Annotated in this window: 16 protein-coding genes; 10 read left to right on the top strand and 6 right to left on the bottom strand. The window is 54.4% G+C overall.

The window, feature by feature from the left end; translation table 11 throughout:
- The first annotated feature begins 11 nt into the window (after positions 1 to 11).
- From rfbD to rfbC, 9 genes are all read left to right on the top strand, one after another.
- Positions 12 to 941: a dTDP-4-dehydrorhamnose reductase gene (gene rfbD / locus LG297_RS08805; RefSeq protein ID WP_404426540.1), complete on the top strand. Its 930-nt coding sequence runs from the start codon at positions 12 to 14 to the stop codon at positions 939 to 941.
- Positions 938 to 1,909 carry a glucose-1-phosphate thymidylyltransferase RfbA gene (rfbA, locus tag LG297_RS08810; protein WP_404426541.1) on the top strand — a complete coding sequence of 324 codons (972 nt, stop codon included), beginning with the start codon at positions 938 to 940 and terminating at the stop codon, positions 1,907 to 1,909. The genes rfbD and rfbA overlap by 4 nt, the downstream gene beginning before the upstream one ends.
- Positions 1,902 to 4,094, top strand: coding sequence for a glycosyltransferase family 2 protein (locus LG297_RS08815; protein WP_404426542.1), 2,193 nt, complete (start codon positions 1,902 to 1,904; stop codon positions 4,092 to 4,094). Before rfbA ends, LG297_RS08815 begins: the two co-directional genes overlap by 8 nt.
- Entirely contained in the window at positions 4,081 to 5,403 is a 1,323-nt protein-coding gene (locus tag LG297_RS08820; RefSeq protein WP_404426543.1) for a glycosyltransferase family 4 protein, read from the top strand. The genes LG297_RS08815 and LG297_RS08820 overlap by 14 nt, the downstream gene beginning before the upstream one ends.
- A gap of 36 nt (positions 5,404 to 5,439) precedes the next feature.
- Positions 5,440 to 6,630: a polysaccharide pyruvyl transferase family protein gene (locus LG297_RS08825; protein ID WP_404426544.1), complete on the top strand. Its 1,191-nt coding sequence runs from the start codon at positions 5,440 to 5,442 to the stop codon at positions 6,628 to 6,630.
- Between the two features lie 98 nt (positions 6,631 to 6,728).
- Positions 6,729 to 7,727, top strand: coding sequence for a UDP-glucose 4-epimerase GalE (gene galE / locus LG297_RS08830; protein ID WP_404426545.1), 999 nt, complete (start codon positions 6,729 to 6,731; stop codon positions 7,725 to 7,727).
- Between the two features lie 94 nt (positions 7,728 to 7,821).
- Positions 7,822 to 9,027 carry a polysaccharide pyruvyl transferase family protein gene (locus LG297_RS08835; protein WP_404426546.1) on the top strand — a complete coding sequence of 402 codons (1,206 nt, stop codon included), beginning with the start codon at positions 7,822 to 7,824 and terminating at the stop codon, positions 9,025 to 9,027.
- Positions 9,028 to 9,109: 82 nt separating this feature from the next.
- A complete protein-coding gene (locus LG297_RS08840; protein ID WP_404426547.1) occupies positions 9,110 to 10,300 on the top strand; it encodes a hypothetical protein in 1,191 nt (396 codons plus the stop codon).
- A gap of 12 nt (positions 10,301 to 10,312) precedes the next feature.
- Positions 10,313 to 10,939 (top strand): dTDP-4-dehydrorhamnose 3,5-epimerase, encoded by a 627-nt coding sequence (rfbC, locus tag LG297_RS08845; RefSeq protein WP_404426548.1) that lies wholly within the window; start codon positions 10,313 to 10,315, stop codon positions 10,937 to 10,939.
- Here the strand turns inward: rfbC and LG297_RS08850 are convergent.
- From LG297_RS08850 to proV, 6 genes are all read right to left on the bottom strand, one after another.
- A complete protein-coding gene (locus tag LG297_RS08850; RefSeq protein WP_404426549.1) occupies positions 10,912 to 11,940 on the bottom strand; it encodes an HD-GYP domain-containing protein in 1,029 nt (342 codons plus the stop codon). The two genes, rfbC and LG297_RS08850, sit on opposite strands and share 28 nt — an antisense overlap.
- 192 nt (positions 11,941 to 12,132) lie before the next feature.
- Entirely contained in the window at positions 12,133 to 13,152 is a 1,020-nt protein-coding gene (locus LG297_RS08855) for a glycine betaine/L-proline ABC transporter ATP-binding protein (protein ID WP_404426550.1), read from the bottom strand.
- On the bottom strand, positions 13,149 to 14,015 hold the full coding sequence (locus LG297_RS08860) for an ABC transporter permease (RefSeq protein ID WP_404426551.1): 867 nt from the start codon (positions 14,013 to 14,015) through the stop codon (positions 13,149 to 13,151). The genes LG297_RS08855 and LG297_RS08860 overlap by 4 nt, the downstream gene beginning before the upstream one ends.
- A gap of 205 nt (positions 14,016 to 14,220) precedes the next feature.
- On the bottom strand, positions 14,221 to 15,237 hold the full coding sequence (gene proX, locus LG297_RS08865) for a glycine betaine/L-proline ABC transporter substrate-binding protein ProX (protein WP_404426552.1): 1,017 nt from the start codon (positions 15,235 to 15,237) through the stop codon (positions 14,221 to 14,223).
- Between the two features lie 63 nt (positions 15,238 to 15,300).
- Positions 15,301 to 16,410 (bottom strand): glycine betaine/L-proline ABC transporter permease ProW, encoded by a 1,110-nt coding sequence (gene proW / locus LG297_RS08870; RefSeq protein ID WP_404426553.1) that lies wholly within the window; start codon positions 16,408 to 16,410, stop codon positions 15,301 to 15,303.
- Complete coding sequence (gene proV, locus LG297_RS08875; protein ID WP_404426554.1) at positions 16,403 to 17,608, bottom strand: glycine betaine/L-proline ABC transporter ATP-binding protein ProV; 1,206 nt, start codon at positions 17,606 to 17,608, stop codon at positions 16,403 to 16,405. Before proV ends, proW begins: the two co-directional genes overlap by 8 nt.
- Before the next feature lie 239 nt (positions 17,609 to 17,847).
- Here proV and LG297_RS08880 point away from each other — a divergent pair, with 239 nt between their 5' ends.
- Positions 17,848 to 18,342 carry a MarR family winged helix-turn-helix transcriptional regulator gene (locus LG297_RS08880; RefSeq protein ID WP_404426555.1) on the top strand — a complete coding sequence of 165 codons (495 nt, stop codon included), beginning with the start codon at positions 17,848 to 17,850 and terminating at the stop codon, positions 18,340 to 18,342.
- The last annotated feature ends 15 nt before the right edge of the window (positions 18,343 to 18,357 follow it).

Below are 18,357 nucleotides of genomic sequence, written 5' to 3' on the forward strand. Positions count from 1 at the left end.
GGCAGGGCATTATGGCATTCATCACCCATCCCGTTTTGTCCGAACTTGCCGCACGACGATATGTCCTTTTGCTGGGCGGATCCGGACGTCTGGGTCAGGAATGCAAGGCGCAATTGCGCAACCTTGGCATTCCGTTCTGGGCCCCGGTTCGTTCAGAAATCGATCTGGGCAATCTGAACGGGATTTCGCGCCTGTTGGCGACAACTCCGCCGGGGCTGATTGTCAATACGGCGGCTTTTACTGATGTGGATGCCGCAGAAACCAAACGTAGTGAAGCACGCCAGATCAATGCCGATGTTCCGGCCGTTCTGGCCGAAATCGCCAGCAAGCTTGACATCCGCCTGATCCAGATTTCGACCGATTTTGTCTTTTCCGGTCAGGCGGGCCGCGCTTATCACGAAGATGATGAACCAGATCCGGTCAATTGGTACGGCGCGACGAAGCTGGCCGGAGAACGTGCTGCCCTGATGGCATCACCGGGAACTATTGTTCTGAGAACCGCGTGGCTGCACGGCAATCAACGGCCAAGTTTTGTTCATGCCTTTGCGCGCAAGCTTGCCAATGGTGAACGGATCAGGGCCATCGCCGACCGGTTCGGATCGCCGACATCGGCAACGGCACTGGCCGGGCAGGTTGTGGGAATTTGCAATGCTGTTCTTGGGGGACATGACCTGCCGGGCGGAATTTATCATGCGGTTGGCAAGGGATCGGCAAGCCCGTTCGAGATCGCCCATGTGATTGCGCGTGAACTGGAGGCCGATATCGGTCTGATCAGGGCAAGCAGTACAGCCGATCAGCAGGATATTGCACCGCGTCCGGTCTATGCGGTTCTTGATTGCCAGAAAATCGATGAAACCCTTGGTCTGCCCTGCCAGCATTGGCAGGACGGTATTTCCCATACCATTTGTCATGCCGGTATCCGGCGCAGGAGGGTCGCATGAAGGGCATCATTCTTGCCGGGGGCACCGGTTCGCGCCTGTGGCCGATTACCCATGCGACCAGCAAACAGCTTTTGCCTGTATGGGACAAGCCGATGGTTTTCTATCCGCTCAGCACCCTGATGCTGGCGGGTATCCGCGATATCCTGATTATCACTGCCAAGGGGCAGACAGAGGCTTTTGTCGGGTTGCTGGGGGATGGCAAACAGTTTGGCATAAACCTTACCTATGCCGAACAGGACGCGCCCAACGGCATTGCCGAGGCGCTTCTGATCGGGCGGGAATTCCTGAATGGCGAACCCTGTGCCTTGATTCTTGGCGATAACCTTTTCCATGGTGACAGCCTTGGCGAACGATTACGCGGTGCAGCAAAACGTCACAACGGGGCGACGGTGTTTGTTCATGCCGTGCGTGACCCGGAACGTTATGGCGTGATGGCATTCGATCCTGACGGTCAGCCGCTCGATATTATCGAAAAGCCGTCCAACCCGCCGTCCAATCTGGCGGTGACGGGGCTTTATTTCTTTGATGCGACGGCACCTGATCGTGTTGCCGATCTTCAGCCATCCGCACGCGGCGAGCTTGAGATTACCGACCTTAACCGCAGCTATCTTGAAGACCGGGAACTGACGGTCGAAATGCTTGGCCGTGGTTGTGCGTGGCTTGATACCGGCACACCGGCAAGTCTGTTGCAGGCTGCCCAGTTCGTTTATTCGGTCGAGGAACGTCAGGGCCTTAAAATCGGCAGCCCTGAAGAAACCGCATGGCGGTTGGGCTGGATTGATCGCGAGGCGTTAACGCGCAGTGCAGGTTTCAGTGCCGCAAGCGATTACGGTCGTTACCTCAATGATATGGCCAACAGCCCGGAATTTTCAGCACCGTCATTTGGAATGGCGCTGTCTTCCGGTCAGGCCGAGCTGTTTTTCAATTCACAATCACAAGAAATGACAAGGAGGGCAGGGCATGACTGAACCGTCTGGAATGCCGCTGGACGGTAGGACCGTTGTGGCCGCTTTGGTCGATGACGGGCTTGCGCTTATGGCGGGTGTCGGTGCTGCGATGCCGGCGACAATCGATGTATTCCTGAACGGTCAATCCGATGCCAAGGTTCAGGCATCAATCATCAGCTGGCGTCGTGCCGATGGACCACCCGAGGCCGCTTTTGGTTTTGTCGCACTTCTGCCGATGCAGAATGTATCGCAACGCCGCCTGAAAACGGCCTTGTTCAAGGCACCGGGCCAACCCGGTGAATACCGGATTGAAAGTCGTTCACAGGGACTTGAATCCATTTTGTCTGCTGTGGCTGAACAATCCGGATCAGCATTCGCCAATGTGATTGACGGCGTTATCGAGGCCCTGCTGGCCGGGAACCCGAACAAGAAGCGTCTGCGCACTGTGGCGGTCCTTGTCCGGATTGCCGCACGAAGCAACGGCTTTATCGAGGTTCTGGGGGGCCTGGAAGAGGGAGACATTTATATTCAGGGCTGGTCCAGCAATTTCCCCACAGGGCGTACCCGCGTTATCGCGATTGACGAGGGGCCGGTTCTTGCCGAATTGACCAGTGCCGAATTTCAGCGCGATGATCTTGGCGACCATGCTTCGGGCGTTACCGGTCTTATGACTGGCGATACCAAGATCAATCCGAACAAGCTGCAACGCGTTTATTTCCGCGGTCGTGATGGCTGGTTCTCGATCGAGGTTTATCAACAGCGCGTGCTGGTTGCCTTGCCAGACGTGCCTGCGCATATCCGTTCTGTCCTGGATCGGGTGAAGGCGCCCGACAACATCCTTGCGCAAATCCGCATGGCCGCCCATCGCTTTGACGGTCGCGATACGGTTTCCGAACTCAATCGTCCAGTGCGGATCGGGATTGACTTTTCGCTGGTGATTGAAGGCAGCGGTATTCTGGTGTCGGGCTGGATGCTCGACCCGGATCGTGCGGTTGAAACCGTCATGTTGCGCGTTGGCGGTGAAGCGGTTCGGATTGATGATCGCTGGACCCGGCAGTCGCGCCCGGACGTTACCAATGCATTTCTGAATGATCCGATGTTTTCCGGGCTCAACCCGGCACGCAACAGCCATGGTTTTCTGGTGTTCTGTCCGTTGGAAGATACCCCGTCATCCGATCAGCCGGTTTATCTGGAACTCGCCATATCCGACGCATTCCCGGCCTATTGCCCGCTAAACCCGACCCGTGCGTCGGCACGGCAGGCCTTGTCGCGGGTTCTGCCGTCGCTTGATCCGCGTTCGGTCACGGCATCGAACAGCATCGAACGCCAGTTCGGGCCAATGTTGCAGAACATGACGGCGCAAAGCCCGTTTGCCATCGATACCCATGATATCGGCAATTTCGATGAAGACGCGCCAGTTGCCCTGATCGTTGGTGTTGACGACACGATCAGCGATATCGGTGTCACGATTGCATTGCTTGGCCTTGATGAGGTCACGCGCCATCTGCCGATTGTGATTGCCGGTCCGGCCGAAAGCTTTGATCAGGTCGGCAGCGACATGATGAGGCTGGCGGCATTTTACAAACTCAATGTCCGCATCGTTTTTGCCGAGGGCGTCGAGGATTTCTGCGATGCACTTGAGGTTGGCGTTGCTGCAACGAATTCCGAAACAATCGCGTTGGTGTCAGCACACATCCTGCCGCACGACACAGGCTGGTTCGAACCGTTGCTGGCGGCCTATCGCAAACGCGGCAGCAAATGCGTCGTCTGTCCGACGATCCTGTTTGAAGATGATTCCGTTCGTTGGGCGGGGACATGGATCGAGGGCGATGTCGATGGACAGTATTTGTCGGATCGTTATGTCGGCTATCCGCGTGCGGTTCTGGCCGATGCCGAACCGACCGAGGTCAGTGCCGGAACCCCCGAATGCTGCATCATGCCGCGCAAGGCATTCGAAGACATCAACGGTTTTACCCGTGGCTATATCGGCCCGTCGGAAAAGGGGCTCGACCTTGCGCTGAAACTGCGTATGGGCGGAACGGCGTCATGGTGGATTCCGGAAATTGAAGTATTGGGGAGCGAACAATCAATAACAAGCGCCCCGGCCTGGGAGGAACTTTCGCATCGTCTTGACCGCTGGGCGTTTGATCGCCGCTGGTCATTGGTCGTCTCAAATTTGCGGAGCCACAATCATGCCGTCGACTGACCTGCGTGTCCTCATCATTTCGCACGGACATCCCAGCATGTCGCTGGGCGGGGCCGAAGTGGCCTCCTACAACCTGCACAAGGGTTTGAACGAACTGGACGGGGTGGAAAGTTTCTATCTGGCCCGCGTCGGTCATCCGGTGCCGCGCCATGGTGCATCGGCACTGATGAGCCTGCGCCAGAAAGACAATGAAATCCTGTATCACGCTGAAAATTATGATCATTTTTTGCTATCGAACGGGAATACCGATGAAATAGACCGCGATTTGCTGCGGTTCGTACGTGATTACGAGCCCGATGTGGTGCATTTCCATCATTATCTTGGTCTTGGGCTTGAGACGATCTATGCGATCCGCGAAGCCATGCCGGATGCGGCGATCTTCTTTACCTTCCACGAATTCCTGACGATTTGTCACAACCACGGGCAGATGGTCAAAAGTGGTGGAACGAAGCTATGCAACCGGGCCAGCCCGATTGAATGCAATGGCTGTTTCCAGAATATCTCGCCGGCATCCTTCCTGCGTCGGGAACGGTTCATCAAGGCGATGCTTAATCTGGCCGATCATTATGTGTCGCCCAGTGATTTTCTGGCCGACCGGTTCGTCGACTGGGGCTTGGATCGTGACAAGATGTCCGTGATCGAAAACGGTCTGGACGTCAAGGAAGCGGCAAATACCCGAGCCCTTTCCAAGGCGCAGCCACGCCGGTCGCGTTTCGCATTCTTTGGCCAACTGACTATGTTCAAGGGCGCCGATATCCTGCTCGATGCGGTCGGTCGCGTACCTGATGACATCTGGGGAGATGATGCCCGCATGATGATCTTTGGTGGTAACCTTGAGCGGCAACCCATTGAATATCAGGAAAAAGTTCATGACCTGATCGAAAAGGCCGGTGAACGTGTCCGGTTCTATGGTGCCTATCAGAACAGCGAAATGCCCAAGCTGATGGAACTGGCCGACTGGACAATTATTCCATCAATCTGGTGGGAAAATTCCCCGATTGTCATTCAGGAAGCCTTCTTCCACGGACGTCCAATGATCTGTTCGAATATCGGTGGCATGGCTGAAAAAATCACCGATGGCGTCAATGGTCTGCATTTCCGTGTCGGCAGTGCCGAAGACCTTGCCGACCGTCTTGTTGATGCCCTTACCGATAATAAAATCTGGGATCGGATGCGCGAGGGAATCCCGCGCCCGCCGACCTATATCGATTGCGCCGAGCAACATCTCGCGCAGTACCGGGAGGTTCTAGAGACCCGCCCGATGTCTGTGACTCCTGTGTCGCAGCACTCCGTCGCCAGCACGGCATAACGATAATCAGAAGTCACCTAGCCAAGGAGAAACACTATGGCGCGCGTTCTCGTAATGATTCCATCGGGCGAAGTCTACGACCACGACAGCGTCCGTTGGTACAATTATCAGCAGATTCAACGCTATATCGACCACTATCACAACATTGGCGATGCGTTTGTATATGACTCGTCACTGAAGCTGATGAATTTCGAAAAGCTTGGCGTTGTTGAAATCGCCAATCCGGATATGGCCCAGATCGACAAGCTGCGCGAGGAATATGACTATGTCTTCCTGCGCGGGTCGAACTACATCCATTCCGACATGCAGTGGCGTGACACGATCGAGGTTCTCAAACGGCTTCGTTTGCCGGTTCTGGGGTTCGGTTTGGGCGCGCAGGCACCGGTCAAAGGCAAGATCAACCTGTCCGAGCAGACCAAGACTGTTTTGCATATGATGGCGAACTCAACCACGTCCATCGGGGTGCGTGGTGCCTACACCGCACAGGTTCTTTGGGATATCGGCATCCGCAATGTGCGTATCGTCGGTTGTCCGACGGCATTCCGGTCGAACAACCCGAACATGCGGATCAATTTGCCGGAACTCGATACCGTCAAGAATGTCGGTATCACGCTTCGCCGCGAAGTTTCGTCGTCCTATGCGCAGAACATCGAGCGTTACCTGACCTTCCACCGTGATCTGGTCAAGGACCTGGCGCACCGGTTCGACAATGTCACGCTGATGGCGCAAGGCGAACCCGAAGAAAAGAAACTGGTCTTCGGAACTGATGAGCAGAAAGAGCAGGCCATCGCCCAGCTACGGGGTAACCCGAATGTCGGAAAATGGTACATGGACGATGAAATGGAACGTCTGTATCGCTCCAAAATGTTCTATTCCGACGTGGTTGCTGATTACGAAAACCTTGTGCGTCAGAAAGACTGCGTTCTGGGCTATCGCCTGCACGGCAACCTGATGGCGTTGTCGAACGGGGTTCCGTCGATCTATTTCACCTATGACAGCCGCACGGTCGAATTCGCGGAGACCTATCAGATTCCGTCCTATGACGTGTTCTCGAAAAAGGAATTCGTGCTTGAGGATTACTGGAATCAGGATCTGTTCGACAAATTCAATCGCGCCTGGTTCCAGACCTATCGCGAGATGGCAACGTTCCTGACGGAAAACAATATCGATCACAAAATGATCGATGTGATGACCCGCGACGCTCAGCCCGAGCGCAAGGTCGCCTGATCAAACCCGGTGCAGCCATCCCGCACCGATATCGGGCGGAATGGCTGTGCCACCACAAGCATGTCCAAAACGGACAGCGATAACAAGGAGACACGGCAATGACTGTACTTGTAACGGGTGGCGCAGGTTATATCGGTAGCCACGCAGCGCTTGCACTTCTGGATGCCGGGCGAAAGGTCGTCATCCTCGATAACCTCAGTCAGGGGCATCGTTGGGCCGTTCCGGCCGGGGCAGCCTTTGTTGAAGGTGACTGTGGCGATTATGAACTGGTCCGCAAAATCATCACCGATCATGATGTCACGGCAATCATGCATTTCGCCGGATCGATTATCGTGCCGGAATCGGTCGTTTATCCGCTTGATTATTACTATAACAACACCGTGAATTCCCGTGCCTTGGCGCAGGCCGCGGTTGATGCCGGTATCGGGCATTTCATCTTTTCCTCGACGGCGGGTGTTTACGGTGAACCGGCCAAAACCCCGATCCTTGAAGATTTCCCTTCAAAGCCGATTTCGCCTTATGGCACGTCGAAAATGATGACGGAAAAGATGCTGGCCGATGCCTCGGTTGCCCATGACATGAATTATGTCGCATTACGCTATTTCAATGTTGCCGGTGCCGATCCCAAGGGTCGGGCAGGGCAGACATCGCGCAAGGCAACCCACTTGATCAAAATTGCAAGCCAGGTCGCTGCCGGTGTCCGGTCGCATCTGGAAATCTATGGCGAAGATTACGAAACCCCTGATGGCACCTGCATTCGCGATTACATCCATGTTTCCGATCTTGCCAATGCGCATGTGCTTGCATTGGAATATCTGGAAAATGGTGGTGAAAGCGACGTGATGAATTGCGGTTACGGACGCGGTTTCTCGGTCAAGGAAGTGATTTCTGCGGTGAAGAAAGTATCGGGTGTCGATTTCCCGGTCAAACTGGCCGAACGCCGGCCGGGTGATCCGGCGGCCTTGATTGCGGGTGCGGATCGTGTTCGCGAAAAACTCGGCTGGGTGCCGAAACATGATGACCTTGAAATCATTGTGCGTCACGCCCTTGATTGGGAAGAAAGCCTGAAAACCCGCGAGGTGGTTGACGCCGCATAGGATCCAAGCGCCAGGAAGGGAGGAAACGTCCATTACGAGCAAGCGGTTCAGAAGGACTAAAAAGGCCCGAACCGCCACAGCAGGAGTACCAGAAATGAGCCAGAAAACCCCCTCTACTGGCCCAAAGCCCCGTATCGGCGTTCTGATGCCGGCAGGCAGAGTTGTCGAGAATATAGGCGTGGTCACACATACATTCCGATCCCCGGAAAAAGCGACCAGGCTGTTCACAAATATCGGCGACTGCTTTGTCTATGATTCGTCCCTGCGAATTCTTGATTATGCCGAACTTCACCCGATCTATGCCCCCGCCAGCGGTGATTTGCCAAAGGCACAGATCGAAAAAATCAACCAGCTTGATTACCTCTTTCTGCGTGGGTCAAACTATATCCATACCAACGGTCAGTGGGACCCGATCAACCGTGTTCTTGAACAGACCAAAGTCCCGGTAATCGCGTTTGGCATTGGCGTGCAAACACCGGACAATTCCGAAGATTACGTCAATGAGTCGACCAAACGTTTCCTTCAAATCGTATCTCATCGATCAACAACGCTTGGTGTCCGCGGATATCTGTCGAAAAAGGCTCTGAATTCGATTGGTATCAGGAATGTGCGGGTTTTCGGGTGTCCGACCGCATTCAGGCATTGCAAGCCAAAACTCAGTCTACCGCGCCTCAAGGCGGCAGATATCAAAAAACTCGGCTTTACCCTGCGACGAAAAACACATGGTTTCGGGATGTTGCAGAGATACCTGATGCGCACACTTGCTGAAAGATATCAGACCGAATTCCTGTGTGCCGGCGAGCTTGAAGAAAAGGCGATTTTCTATGCCCGCTGCAACCAGATTGCCAACGCAGACGAAGTGATGGCAAAGGCTGTCAATCAGCTTATCAAGGAACGCTGGCTTTACGGTGAAAACGACCCGATCCTGCAACTGTATAAATCGTCACTGGCGGTTTTCGAAACGGTGGCGGATTTCGAAGAAGCAGAACAGCATCTTGATGCCGTAACCGGCTTCCGTCTCCATGGTAATCTTCTAGCGCTCGCCAACGAAGTGCCAGCGCTTTACATCACCTATGACACGCGAACCCGCGAATTTGTCAAAACGCTTGGCATTCCGCATGTCGATGGGCGTTATATCGACAAGTTTTCCTTCGAAGAAGCGTGGGATCAAGCCGATTTCGGTCATTTCGAGGAAACCTACCAGATGCGATTTGGCGAACTGAAAACCTTCCTTGAAGAAAACGGCATGGCACATCGCCTCGGCACTACCCCGACCCCTTACGTGGCTGAGGCGGCGTAACCATGCTGCTCGGGCATGACCGGTTTCCTCGTTCCGGTCATGCCCGGGTTTCTTTTCATTTTGTACGGCTATGGATGGATAAGTGTTAAACAGATCGCATATCCGCTACGCGACGATATTGATTGCAACCGTGCTGTCGGGCGGCGGCATCCTTGCTTTTTCATCGCTGAATTCTGTGGCGCTGGAACTTACTGTCACCGGGCCGGAAAAGGTCATTTTCGATAGCGACGTTGCCGGATGTGACGGGCATCATCTACCCGATGCGCCCGCACGCGCCTTTCGCGACGACCGGGGGCGCATGATAATGTTTGCCCCCAACTTCCAAAATCGCGCCTTTGTCGGCTATGGTTTTGACAGCCTGAAACCCGATTGCGACAGCCGGTTCATGGCGGCCGGTAAAGCACAACCCGATCTTCTGGATGACCGCACCTGGATTCACGCGATCTATACCAGCGACGGCAGGGATGTTTACGCGCTTGGCAGTGCCAGCTTTATGCCGTATCGGCACGAAATGCCGTGCAAGGACAGAACCAAGCGCATTGATTGCTGGATCAATGGACTTGTGACCCTGAAATCAACCGATGGCGGCAAGACGTTCAGCTATCTTGGCAAACCGCCACACCATGCACCTTTCCCGCCACCCGAGCCGTATCGCGATGATCGCAAACGTGCGCCAAGCTATGTAACCGTGACCAACATCATCAATTGGCAGAACTATCTTTACGCCATTGTCTGGCGTCGGGAAAAGGAATGGAAAAATTCGCGCAATTGTTTGGTCCGCGCGCCGGCCAATGACCCGTCAAGCTGGCAGGTCTGGGATGGCAAGGATTTCATTGATGCTGCCCACCTGACTGATGACGGGTGGCAGGTCAAGCAGACCGATTGTGCCCGCGTTGGACCAAGTGGCATTACCTCGATCCGGGGGCTGGTGCGCCATGAAGGCAGCAATACGTTTATTGCGATTTATCAGCATCGCCAGCGCAACAAGGACGGTACAGATCGTCACGGCATCTTTTATTCGACGTCAGCAGATATGAAAAACTGGTCGGGTCCGCAGTTTCTGCTCGACGAAGATCTGGACCCCGATGCCGGGCCGGGGGATCCGTTTGCCGCCTATGCCACCATGATTGATGAAGACAGTCAGGATCGGCTTTTCAGCACTGTCGATGACGAGGCCAGCCTTGTTTTCGTGCGCCTGATCCCCAAACCCCATAACGGCAAGTGGCGGGTGCCGCGACAGTTGGTGCGTTTCCCTGTTTCCATCAGGAAGTAAAAGGACAAGGTCATGGAATTCGACCGATTTGATATCGACGGGCCGGTGTTGTTCGTTCCCAACCGTCATCGTGATCCACGCGGGACATTTGCCGAAACCTTCCGCGAGGATGAATTTCGCGCTGCTATCGGCGATGTGACACTGGTGCAGGAAAACCAGTCGATTAGCAAACCGGTCAACACCATTCGCGGATTGCATTATCAATCCGAACCCCGTGCGCAGGGAAAACTGGTGCGGGTGACCACAGGAGCGATCATGGATATTGCTGTTGATCTTCGCCCGCATTCACAGACATTCGGGCAGCATATCAAGATCGAGCTGTCCGAAGAAAACTGGTATCAGCTTTGGATACCGGCGGGGTTCGCCCATGGTTTCCGTACCATGCGGCCCGATACCACCGTGATTTACAAGGTGTCTGATTATTACAGTCACGAACATGATCGCGGCATTGCCTGGAATGATCCGGACATTCGCATCGATTGGGAATTGTTTGGCCAGCAACCGGTTTTGTCGGAAAAGGACAAAGCGCAACCATCGTTAATGGAACTGTTTTCAGCTGATATGGCGGGCGTAACGACCACACATCGTGCGCTTGTTGCCGATATGGGGCATTACAAGGACGCGGTCGGTGACAGATAAAGGGGTGCCAGTGCGATCAGACTTTCATCCGGGGTCTCGTTGATCGCGTTGACATTCTTTTCCATCACCTTGCCAAGGGCATGAACCAGAACCTTTTCAAGCTTGCCCTCCTGTGCCATGCGCAAAAGAATGGCAAGGGATTCTGCCACTGTAAACGGTTCCTTGTAGGATCGCCGTTCAAGCAATGCGCCCATGATATCGCATACCGTCAGAATACGGGTCAGGTCGCGAATCTGGTCGCCCGCCAGACCATCGGGATAACCCGTGCCATCCAAAAATTCGTGATGGTGCAGGATGGCATCGAGAACGTCTTCGGCAATGCCGCTTTGCCGGGCGAGAAACCTGTATCCCGCCGGAGGATGGCCGCGGATAACATCAAATTCCTCGGGTGTCAGTTTCCCCGGTTTATCAAGGATTTCCGCCGGGATATCGACCTTGCCGATATCGTGTAGCAATCCGGCAATGGTCAGCTTTTCAATATCCGCACGTCGCATACCCATCGCGGTTGCAAACGCACAGGCAAGACCTGTCACGATCAGGATATGCTGAAACGTGGTCTGGTGATAGGCCCTGACAGTCGACAGCCATTCACTGACACCGATATCGCTGATGGTTTTGGCGATTTCCTTGCCGGTTGCGGCAATTTCGCCCAGATCGACCGGCCTGTTGGCACCGAATTGGACAAAGGTGTTTTCAAGTGTCTTTGCCGCCGCATTGACGGCTTTGCTTGCCGTCGGTGTGGAAATACCCTCGGCTTCACGCAGGTCTTCGATGATCTTTGCCAATCCGGCATCGCCAAGCGGCTTGTGGACCGTTTTGCGCGCGCCAAGAGTGGTTGCCTGCAATTCTTCCTGCAGATTGCCTTTGGTAATCGCGAAAATCTGTTTGCAACGGGCAGGGGCGGTTTTACGAAACACGGTCAGCTTCGTGATATTCTCGGGCTTGCCCAGATCGATGTCGAGCACAATGGTTTGGGCATCGTGCGGAATTTTGTCCGCCATAGACGACACCCGGATATCGAAGCCAAGCAGGGAAGCCGGCATCAGGGCCGTGCGGTCGCTTTCACATACGACGTGCAAAATGTTATGGTTGTCGACGGTCAAAGGAATGCCATGAAAGTGGTATCTTGCCTGATTCTATTATTCGTATGAATATAAACTTTTTATCAAGCAATTATAAGCCACTAATAAAAATTATGCGGCAAGGGCGGCAATCACCTGTTCCTTGCTCAGTACCCCGATGGGTTTCTTTTCGACGTTGATCACCGACATAGATCCCTCCGTCGCCAATGCGACAGGCAGGATGTCTTCAAGTCGCATGTCGCCCGCAATCTCGGGCCAGTTTGCATTGACTTCGACGCCCTTGACCAGCGGCTGCATCAATGTCCGGGCACGCAACACACGCGATCTGTTAACATCACGCGTAAAGGCGCGGACGTAATCATCGGCCGGTCGCATGATGATTTCTTCCGGTCGGCCGACCTGGATCAGCTTGCCGTCTTTCAGGATCGCAATCCGGTCACCCAGTTTAAGTGCCTCGTCCAGATCATGGGTGATAAACACGATGGTTTTGTGGAGCTCCCCCTGAAGCTTTATCAACTCATCCTGCATGTCATTACGGATAAGCGGATCAAGGGCTGAAAATGCCTCGTCCATCAAAAGAACTTCGGGATCCGTGGTCAGCGCGCGGGCAAGGCCGACGCGCTGCTGCATACCGCCTGATAACTGATCGGGAAACTTGTCCTCGTATCCGGCAAGGCCGACCCGTTCGATCCAGTTGCGTGCCGCATTCTCGCGCGTGCGGCGATCCACATCCTGAATTTCAAGGCCATAGCCGACATTATCCATCACACTGCGATGGGGCAGAAGGCCAAACCGTTGAAACACCATGCCAAGCCTTTTGCGCCGGAATGCATTCAATTCGTTGATGCTCATGGCAAGGATATCGGTGCCGTCAAAAAGGACCTCGCCCGATGTCGGATCAATCAGCCGGTTCAGATGTCGGATCAGGGTTGATTTTCCTGATCCCGAAAGCCCCATAACCACAAATGTTTCACCCCGTTCGATAGAGAGTGATACATCATGCAGGCCGACCGTATGGCCGGTTTTGGCAAGGATTTCATCCTTGTCGGCACCGTCTTGTGCCAGTTTAAGTGCTGCTTGCGGATCCGGCCCGAAAATTTTGAAAATATTACGGATTTCAATATAACTCATGGTTTTTCCTCCGCCTTGTGACTGCGTTGGGACCTTCTGCCATAAGCCTGACCTATCCGGTCAAACACAACCGCCAGAAGCACAATCGCAATACCGGCTTCCATACCCGCACCAACGTCAAGGCGCTGGATGCCCATCAATACCTGTTCACCAAGGCCACGCGCACCGATCATGGATGCAATCACCACCATCGAGATCGACATCATTGTCGTCTGGTTGATCCCGGCCATTATATTAGGCAGGGCAAGGGGAAGTTGCACTTTCCAGAGGATTTGCCTGCGGCTGGCCCCGAATGACCGGGATGCTTCAAGAACCTCGGCATCGACCAGCCTGATGCCCAGATCGGTCAGACGGATTACCGGCGGGGCCGCGTAAATCACAGTTGCAAGGATAGCGGGAACCTTGCCCAGCCCAAACAGCATCAGGGCAGGGATCAGATACACAAAGCTTGGCATGGTCTGCATGGTGTCCAGGATCGGCAGCATCACGGCACGCAGCCGGTTTGACATCGCCATCGCAATGCCGACCGGAACGCCTATGACTACCGAAAGTGACGTCGCCACGATCATCAGGGCTAGGGTCTGCATCGCCTTATCCCAAAGCCCTAGCGATCCGATGGCAACCATCGCAATTGCCAGTCCTGCAGCAATTTTCCAGTTGCGGCTGGCATGAAATCCGATGATCGCAACCGCGATCACAATTATCCACCAGGGCGTCCCGCGCAGAATCTGTTCCAACCAGACAAGCACTGTCAGCAGGCTGTCGGCAAACGCCTCGAACGCGTCACCATAATTCACCACCAGCCAGTCGACAAAGCGATTGACCCATTTCCCCAAGGGCACATTCAATTGTTCTGGAAACATCGCGCGCGTCCGACCGGTTGTGCTCAGAAAACCAATGAACGTAGGAGCCTAGCAATATGATCCAGCCAACGCACGATTAAATGCTGTGGCGGCTGACATCTCCTGACAGTTTTTTGCGTTAGGAACTGAAAATAAAACAGCCCGCACCATTCGGGCGGGCTGTTTTACACGTCAACGACGTTCAGGCTTCAAAGCCGTAACGCGATTACATTGCAGCTTTGCGTGCTTCTTCAAGCCAGCCATCGAATTTCGCCTGGTTGGCTTTGATCCAGGCATCGGCATGACGGTTGATGTCTTCGGCCGACTTTTCACCATCGCGCATACGAAGGTTCTGGGCCGAGATGTCGTTGGCCGACAGTTCCATGATGGCAAACAGTTTCGCCGCAGCCGGGTTTTCTTCGGCCCATGCCTTGTTGGCGATAATCTGCTGGTTGTTCACCTGGAAGCCATAGTCGGTGCCATCCGGAAGCGAGGTATCGGCATCCTGATTTTCACCGGGCTGCGAAGAGAACGGAACCTGCAACCAGGTCACGTCTTTGCCTGGAACCAGAACGCCCGAAACCCAATACGGGGTCCAAGTGTAATACAGGATCGGTTCACCGGCTTTGTAACGGGTGATGGTATCGGCGATGATGGCCGAATAGGAACCCTGATTGTGGGCTATCGTGTCACGCAGGTCATAGGCATCAAGGTGATGTTCGATCACACCTTCACACCCCCAACCCGGGTTGCAACCGGCAAGGTCGGCTTTGCCGTCACCGTTATTGTCGAAAATCTTGGCAATTTCCGGATCGGACAGCTGGCTGATATTGGTGATGTTGTGTTCATCAGCTGTTTTCTTGTCGATCAGGTAACCCTGCAACGCGCCCGGTGAATAAACGCCTTCGCGATAGATTTTCTCGTCACCGCCAGCAGCCTTGTAGAAATCGGCATGCAGCGGATTCCAGTGATCGGCCAGGAAGGTTGCATCGCCATTGCCGATGGCAACATGGCCCGCAGCGTATTCGATTTCCTGGATGTCATTGACGTCATAACCCAGCTCTTCAAGCGCCTTCATGACCAGAACGGTCTGGAATGTTTCTTCGGCGATTGAGCTTTTAAGAGGCTGAACCTCAACGCCTTCGCCCGGCTTCATATCGTCAGCAAAAGCTGCACTGCTGATCAGAAGCGAGCTGGTGACAGCAATGGCTGCACCGGTGGAAAGTTTTTTCAGGATCGTCATTAGCTTCTCCTTGTTGGTTGCTGTGGGCAGTTTGCTACCCTTGTTTTCAAACCGTGATGACGGTTATTTTTTGCCCATAAGGGAACGGATAAGTGCGGCAGGGCCGCTTTCATACCAGTGGCGTGTGCCCTTGCTGCGGCTATCCTGACCAAGCGCCTGCGTCATGCGGTCAAGCACGATGGCCAGAAGCACAATCCCGACACCGCCAACTGTGGCTAGGCCCATATCAAGGCGGCCGATGCCGCGCAAAACCATCTGGCCAAGGCCACCAACAGCGATCATCGAGGCGATCACCACCATCGAAAGCGCCAGCATCAGGGTCTGGTTCACACCGGCCATGATTGTCGGCATGGCAAGCGGGAGCTGCACGCGGAACAGAAGTTGTTTCGGGCTGGCTCCAAACGAACGGGCCGCTTCAACCAGATCGCCCGGTACCTGTCGGATCCCAAGGATGGTCAGACGGATCAGGGGCGGCAGGGCAAAGATAATGGTGACCACCACGCCCGGCACATTGCCAATACCAAACAGCATCACAATCGGGACGAGGTAAACGAAGGCCGGTGTTGTCTGCATCGCATCAAGGATCGGGCGCGCTGTGTTTGAAGCCCGTTCGTTACGTGCAAGCCAGATGCCGGTTGGAAGACCGATAACCACGCAGAACAGAACCGATGTTATCACAAGCGACAAGGTCACCATCGCCTCGGACCATGCGCCGATCAGGCCAACGACAATCATCGAAATCAGCGTGCCGATGGCAAGGCGTCGCCCCGCCACCTGCCACGCGATCAGTGAAAGCACAAGAATGACTATGATGGCCGGGGTCGCCAGTAACCCGGTTTCAACACCGGACAGAACCGCATCAATCGGCCAGCGGATCGCCTGAAATACACTGCGGAAATTATCGACAATCCATTCAAGGCCCTGATTGACCCAGATATCAAGCGGGATCACGGCATCCTGAAACGGGTGGAGGATATCAAAATGATGCTCCGGGGCGGGGGCGGCATTTGAAAGCCAGTCGCCCGCCGTGTCAGAAGCGGCATCGCCACCCCAAGGATTGGATGCGCCACCTTGGGCCGTCGTATCTGCGGCACCGGAAGTTGCAGGACCATTCGTTGCATCTGTCGCACCGCTATCGGTAGCTGTACCCCACGGATTGCTGTCATCAGCCATTTGCGCCATCTCCTTCGCGGTCGAGAGTCGCCAAAAGATTGGCCCTGTTTATTACGCCAAGATATTTGCCGTTTTCATTAACCACCGGCACGCCGCACGGCGTATGCGCCACGGTGCCGATCAAATCTGAAAGTTGGGTGTCATGGGAAACAGCCTGGATATCAGGCAGGAAGGCTGCGGAAAGTTTGTCTGCGCCGGATTTGATTGCCTGATCGACGCTATCGACGGAAATAATTCCGTGGAAATCAAGCTTGTCACCAACGATATAGCCATATTCGCGATCTTCGTTACGCAGGCGGTTAAGGGCCGTTTTAAGGCCAACACCTTCACGTTCGATCACGGTAACCTGGCGTTTTACAACGATATCCTTGGCCGTAAGAATTGTGGATACATCAACCCCCCGGAAGAAGGACTTGACGTAATCATTAGCCGGATTGTTGAGGATTTCCTCAGGCGTTCCGACCTGTACGACAATGCCGCCTTCCATGATCGCGATCCGGTCACCGATGCGCATTGCTTCATCCAGATCGTGCGAGATAAAGATGATGGTGCGTTTGTGTTCGCGTTGCAGGGTCAGAAGTTCATCCTGCATTTCGGTCCGGATTAGAGGATCGAGCGCGGAAAATGCTTCGTCCATCAGCATCACGGATGGATCATTGGCAAGGGCGCGGGCAAGGCCGACGCGTTGTTGCATGCCACCTGAAAGTTCATCCGGATAGGAATTGGCCTGCGCTTTCAGCCCTACCTGATCAAGCGCATCAAGTGCGCGCGACTGGCGTTCGTCTTCGGCAACGCCTGCCAGTTCAAGGCCGAATGCCGCATTGTCGACGACGCTCATATGCGGCATCAGGGCAAAGGACTGAAATACCATCGACATATCGCGACGTCGCAGTTCACGGAGTTCCTCGTCATTCATGGCAGCGATATCTGTGCCGTCATAAAGTACTTGTCCCGCAGTCGGTTCGATCAGGCGGTTCAGCAGGCGAACCAGCGTTGACTTGCCGGAGCCCGAAAGCCCCATGACAACGAAAATCTCGCCCTGGCGTACGGTAAAGCTTGCGCCGCAAACACCGACGGTTTGTCCGGTCTTGTCAAAAATTTCGGCTTTGTCGATTCCGTCATTGATCATCTGCATTGCCTGATCGGGACGGTCGCCAAAGACTTTGTAAAGGTCCTTTACAACGATTTTATCGGTCATTGGCCCTTGTCATTTGTTGTTAACGGACAGCAGACGACGATGATCCCGGGGTCTTGGAAACCACGCGATGCCATCCGTTGAAATGTCATGTCGAGACAGGTGTGATCGTTGCGCCTGATCGCGCCTGCTCCCCCAATTTCGTCACATTCTGTATTTTGATAGTTACAGATCAAAACATTTGATGTCAAATTATAATGGCGTTAAGTTGGCCCGGTTGCATAACAGGGAGAATTGCGCGCATGATCACAGATCAGCAGAAAAGAAGGGAATTTCTGGACGTTCTGGTCGCATTGCGACAAATCATTCGCGCAACGGATCTGCATTCAAAGCATGTGATGAAGGTTTGTGGTCTTACTGTTCCACAGCTTGTCGTGCTTTTGGCGATAGAGGAATTGGGGGCTGTAACCGTCAAGGAAATCTCGCGGCATGTGTCGCTTAGTCAGGCAACTGTGACGACAATCCTGAACCGGCTTGAAGATCGCGGTTTTATCGAGCGGGCCCGCAATGCCGATGACAAACGGGTGGTCAATAGTCGCCTGACCGGCAAGGGGCTTGCCGTACTAAGTGATACGCCACCGCTGATGGACGGTGAATTCATGCAGCGCTATGAGATGCTCGACCTGAACGAGCGCAGCCGCATTCTTGCTTCCCTGCAACATGTCGCCCGCCTGATGGATACCGAAGAAGTCGATCCCAGGCCGCCGACTGGTACGGCCCGGTTTTCAGCAGACTGAACTTGTCGGCAGACG

The organism is Thalassospira australica (genome assembly GCF_044790785.1).
Lineage (GTDB): Bacteria > Pseudomonadota > Alphaproteobacteria > Rhodospirillales > Thalassospiraceae > Thalassospira > Thalassospira australica_A.

Bases quoted from the DNA above. Each gene is read 5' to 3' on its own strand.
- LG297_RS08815 (WP_404426542.1), top strand. From the start codon at position 1,902: ATGACTGAACCGTCTGGAATGCCGCTGGACGGTAGGACCGTTGTGGCC.
- rfbA (WP_404426541.1), top strand. From the start codon at position 938: ATGAAGGGCATCATTCTTGCCGGGGGCACCGGTTCGCGCCTGTGGCCG.
- rfbC (WP_404426548.1), top strand. From the start codon at position 10,313: ATGGAATTCGACCGATTTGATATCGACGGGCCGGTGTTGTTCGTTCCC.
- galE (WP_404426545.1), top strand. From the start codon at position 6,729: ATGACTGTACTTGTAACGGGTGGCGCAGGTTATATCGGTAGCCACGCA.
- LG297_RS08825 (WP_404426544.1), top strand. From the start codon at position 5,440: ATGGCGCGCGTTCTCGTAATGATTCCATCGGGCGAAGTCTACGACCAC.
- LG297_RS08855 (WP_404426550.1), bottom strand. From the start codon at position 13,152: ATGAGTTATATTGAAATCCGTAATATTTTCAAAATTTTCGGGCCGGAT.
- LG297_RS08860 (WP_404426551.1), bottom strand. From the start codon at position 14,015: ATGTTTCCAGAACAATTGAATGTGCCCTTGGGGAAATGGGTCAATCGC.
- LG297_RS08835 (WP_404426546.1), top strand. From the start codon at position 7,822: ATGAGCCAGAAAACCCCCTCTACTGGCCCAAAGCCCCGTATCGGCGTT.
- proV (WP_404426554.1), bottom strand. From the start codon at position 17,608: ATGACCGATAAAATCGTTGTAAAGGACCTTTACAAAGTCTTTGGCGAC.
- LG297_RS08820 (WP_404426543.1), top strand. From the start codon at position 4,081: ATGCCGTCGACTGACCTGCGTGTCCTCATCATTTCGCACGGACATCCC.
- LG297_RS08880 (WP_404426555.1), top strand. From the start codon at position 17,848: ATGATCACAGATCAGCAGAAAAGAAGGGAATTTCTGGACGTTCTGGTC.
- proW (WP_404426553.1), bottom strand. From the start codon at position 16,410: ATGGCTGATGACAGCAATCCGTGGGGTACAGCTACCGATAGCGGTGCG.
- LG297_RS08850 (WP_404426549.1), bottom strand. From the start codon at position 11,940: ATGGCGGACAAAATTCCGCACGATGCCCAAACCATTGTGCTCGACATC.
- proX (WP_404426552.1), bottom strand. From the start codon at position 15,237: ATGACGATCCTGAAAAAACTTTCCACCGGTGCAGCCATTGCTGTCACC.
- rfbD (WP_404426540.1), top strand. From the start codon at position 12: ATGGCATTCATCACCCATCCCGTTTTGTCCGAACTTGCCGCACGACGA.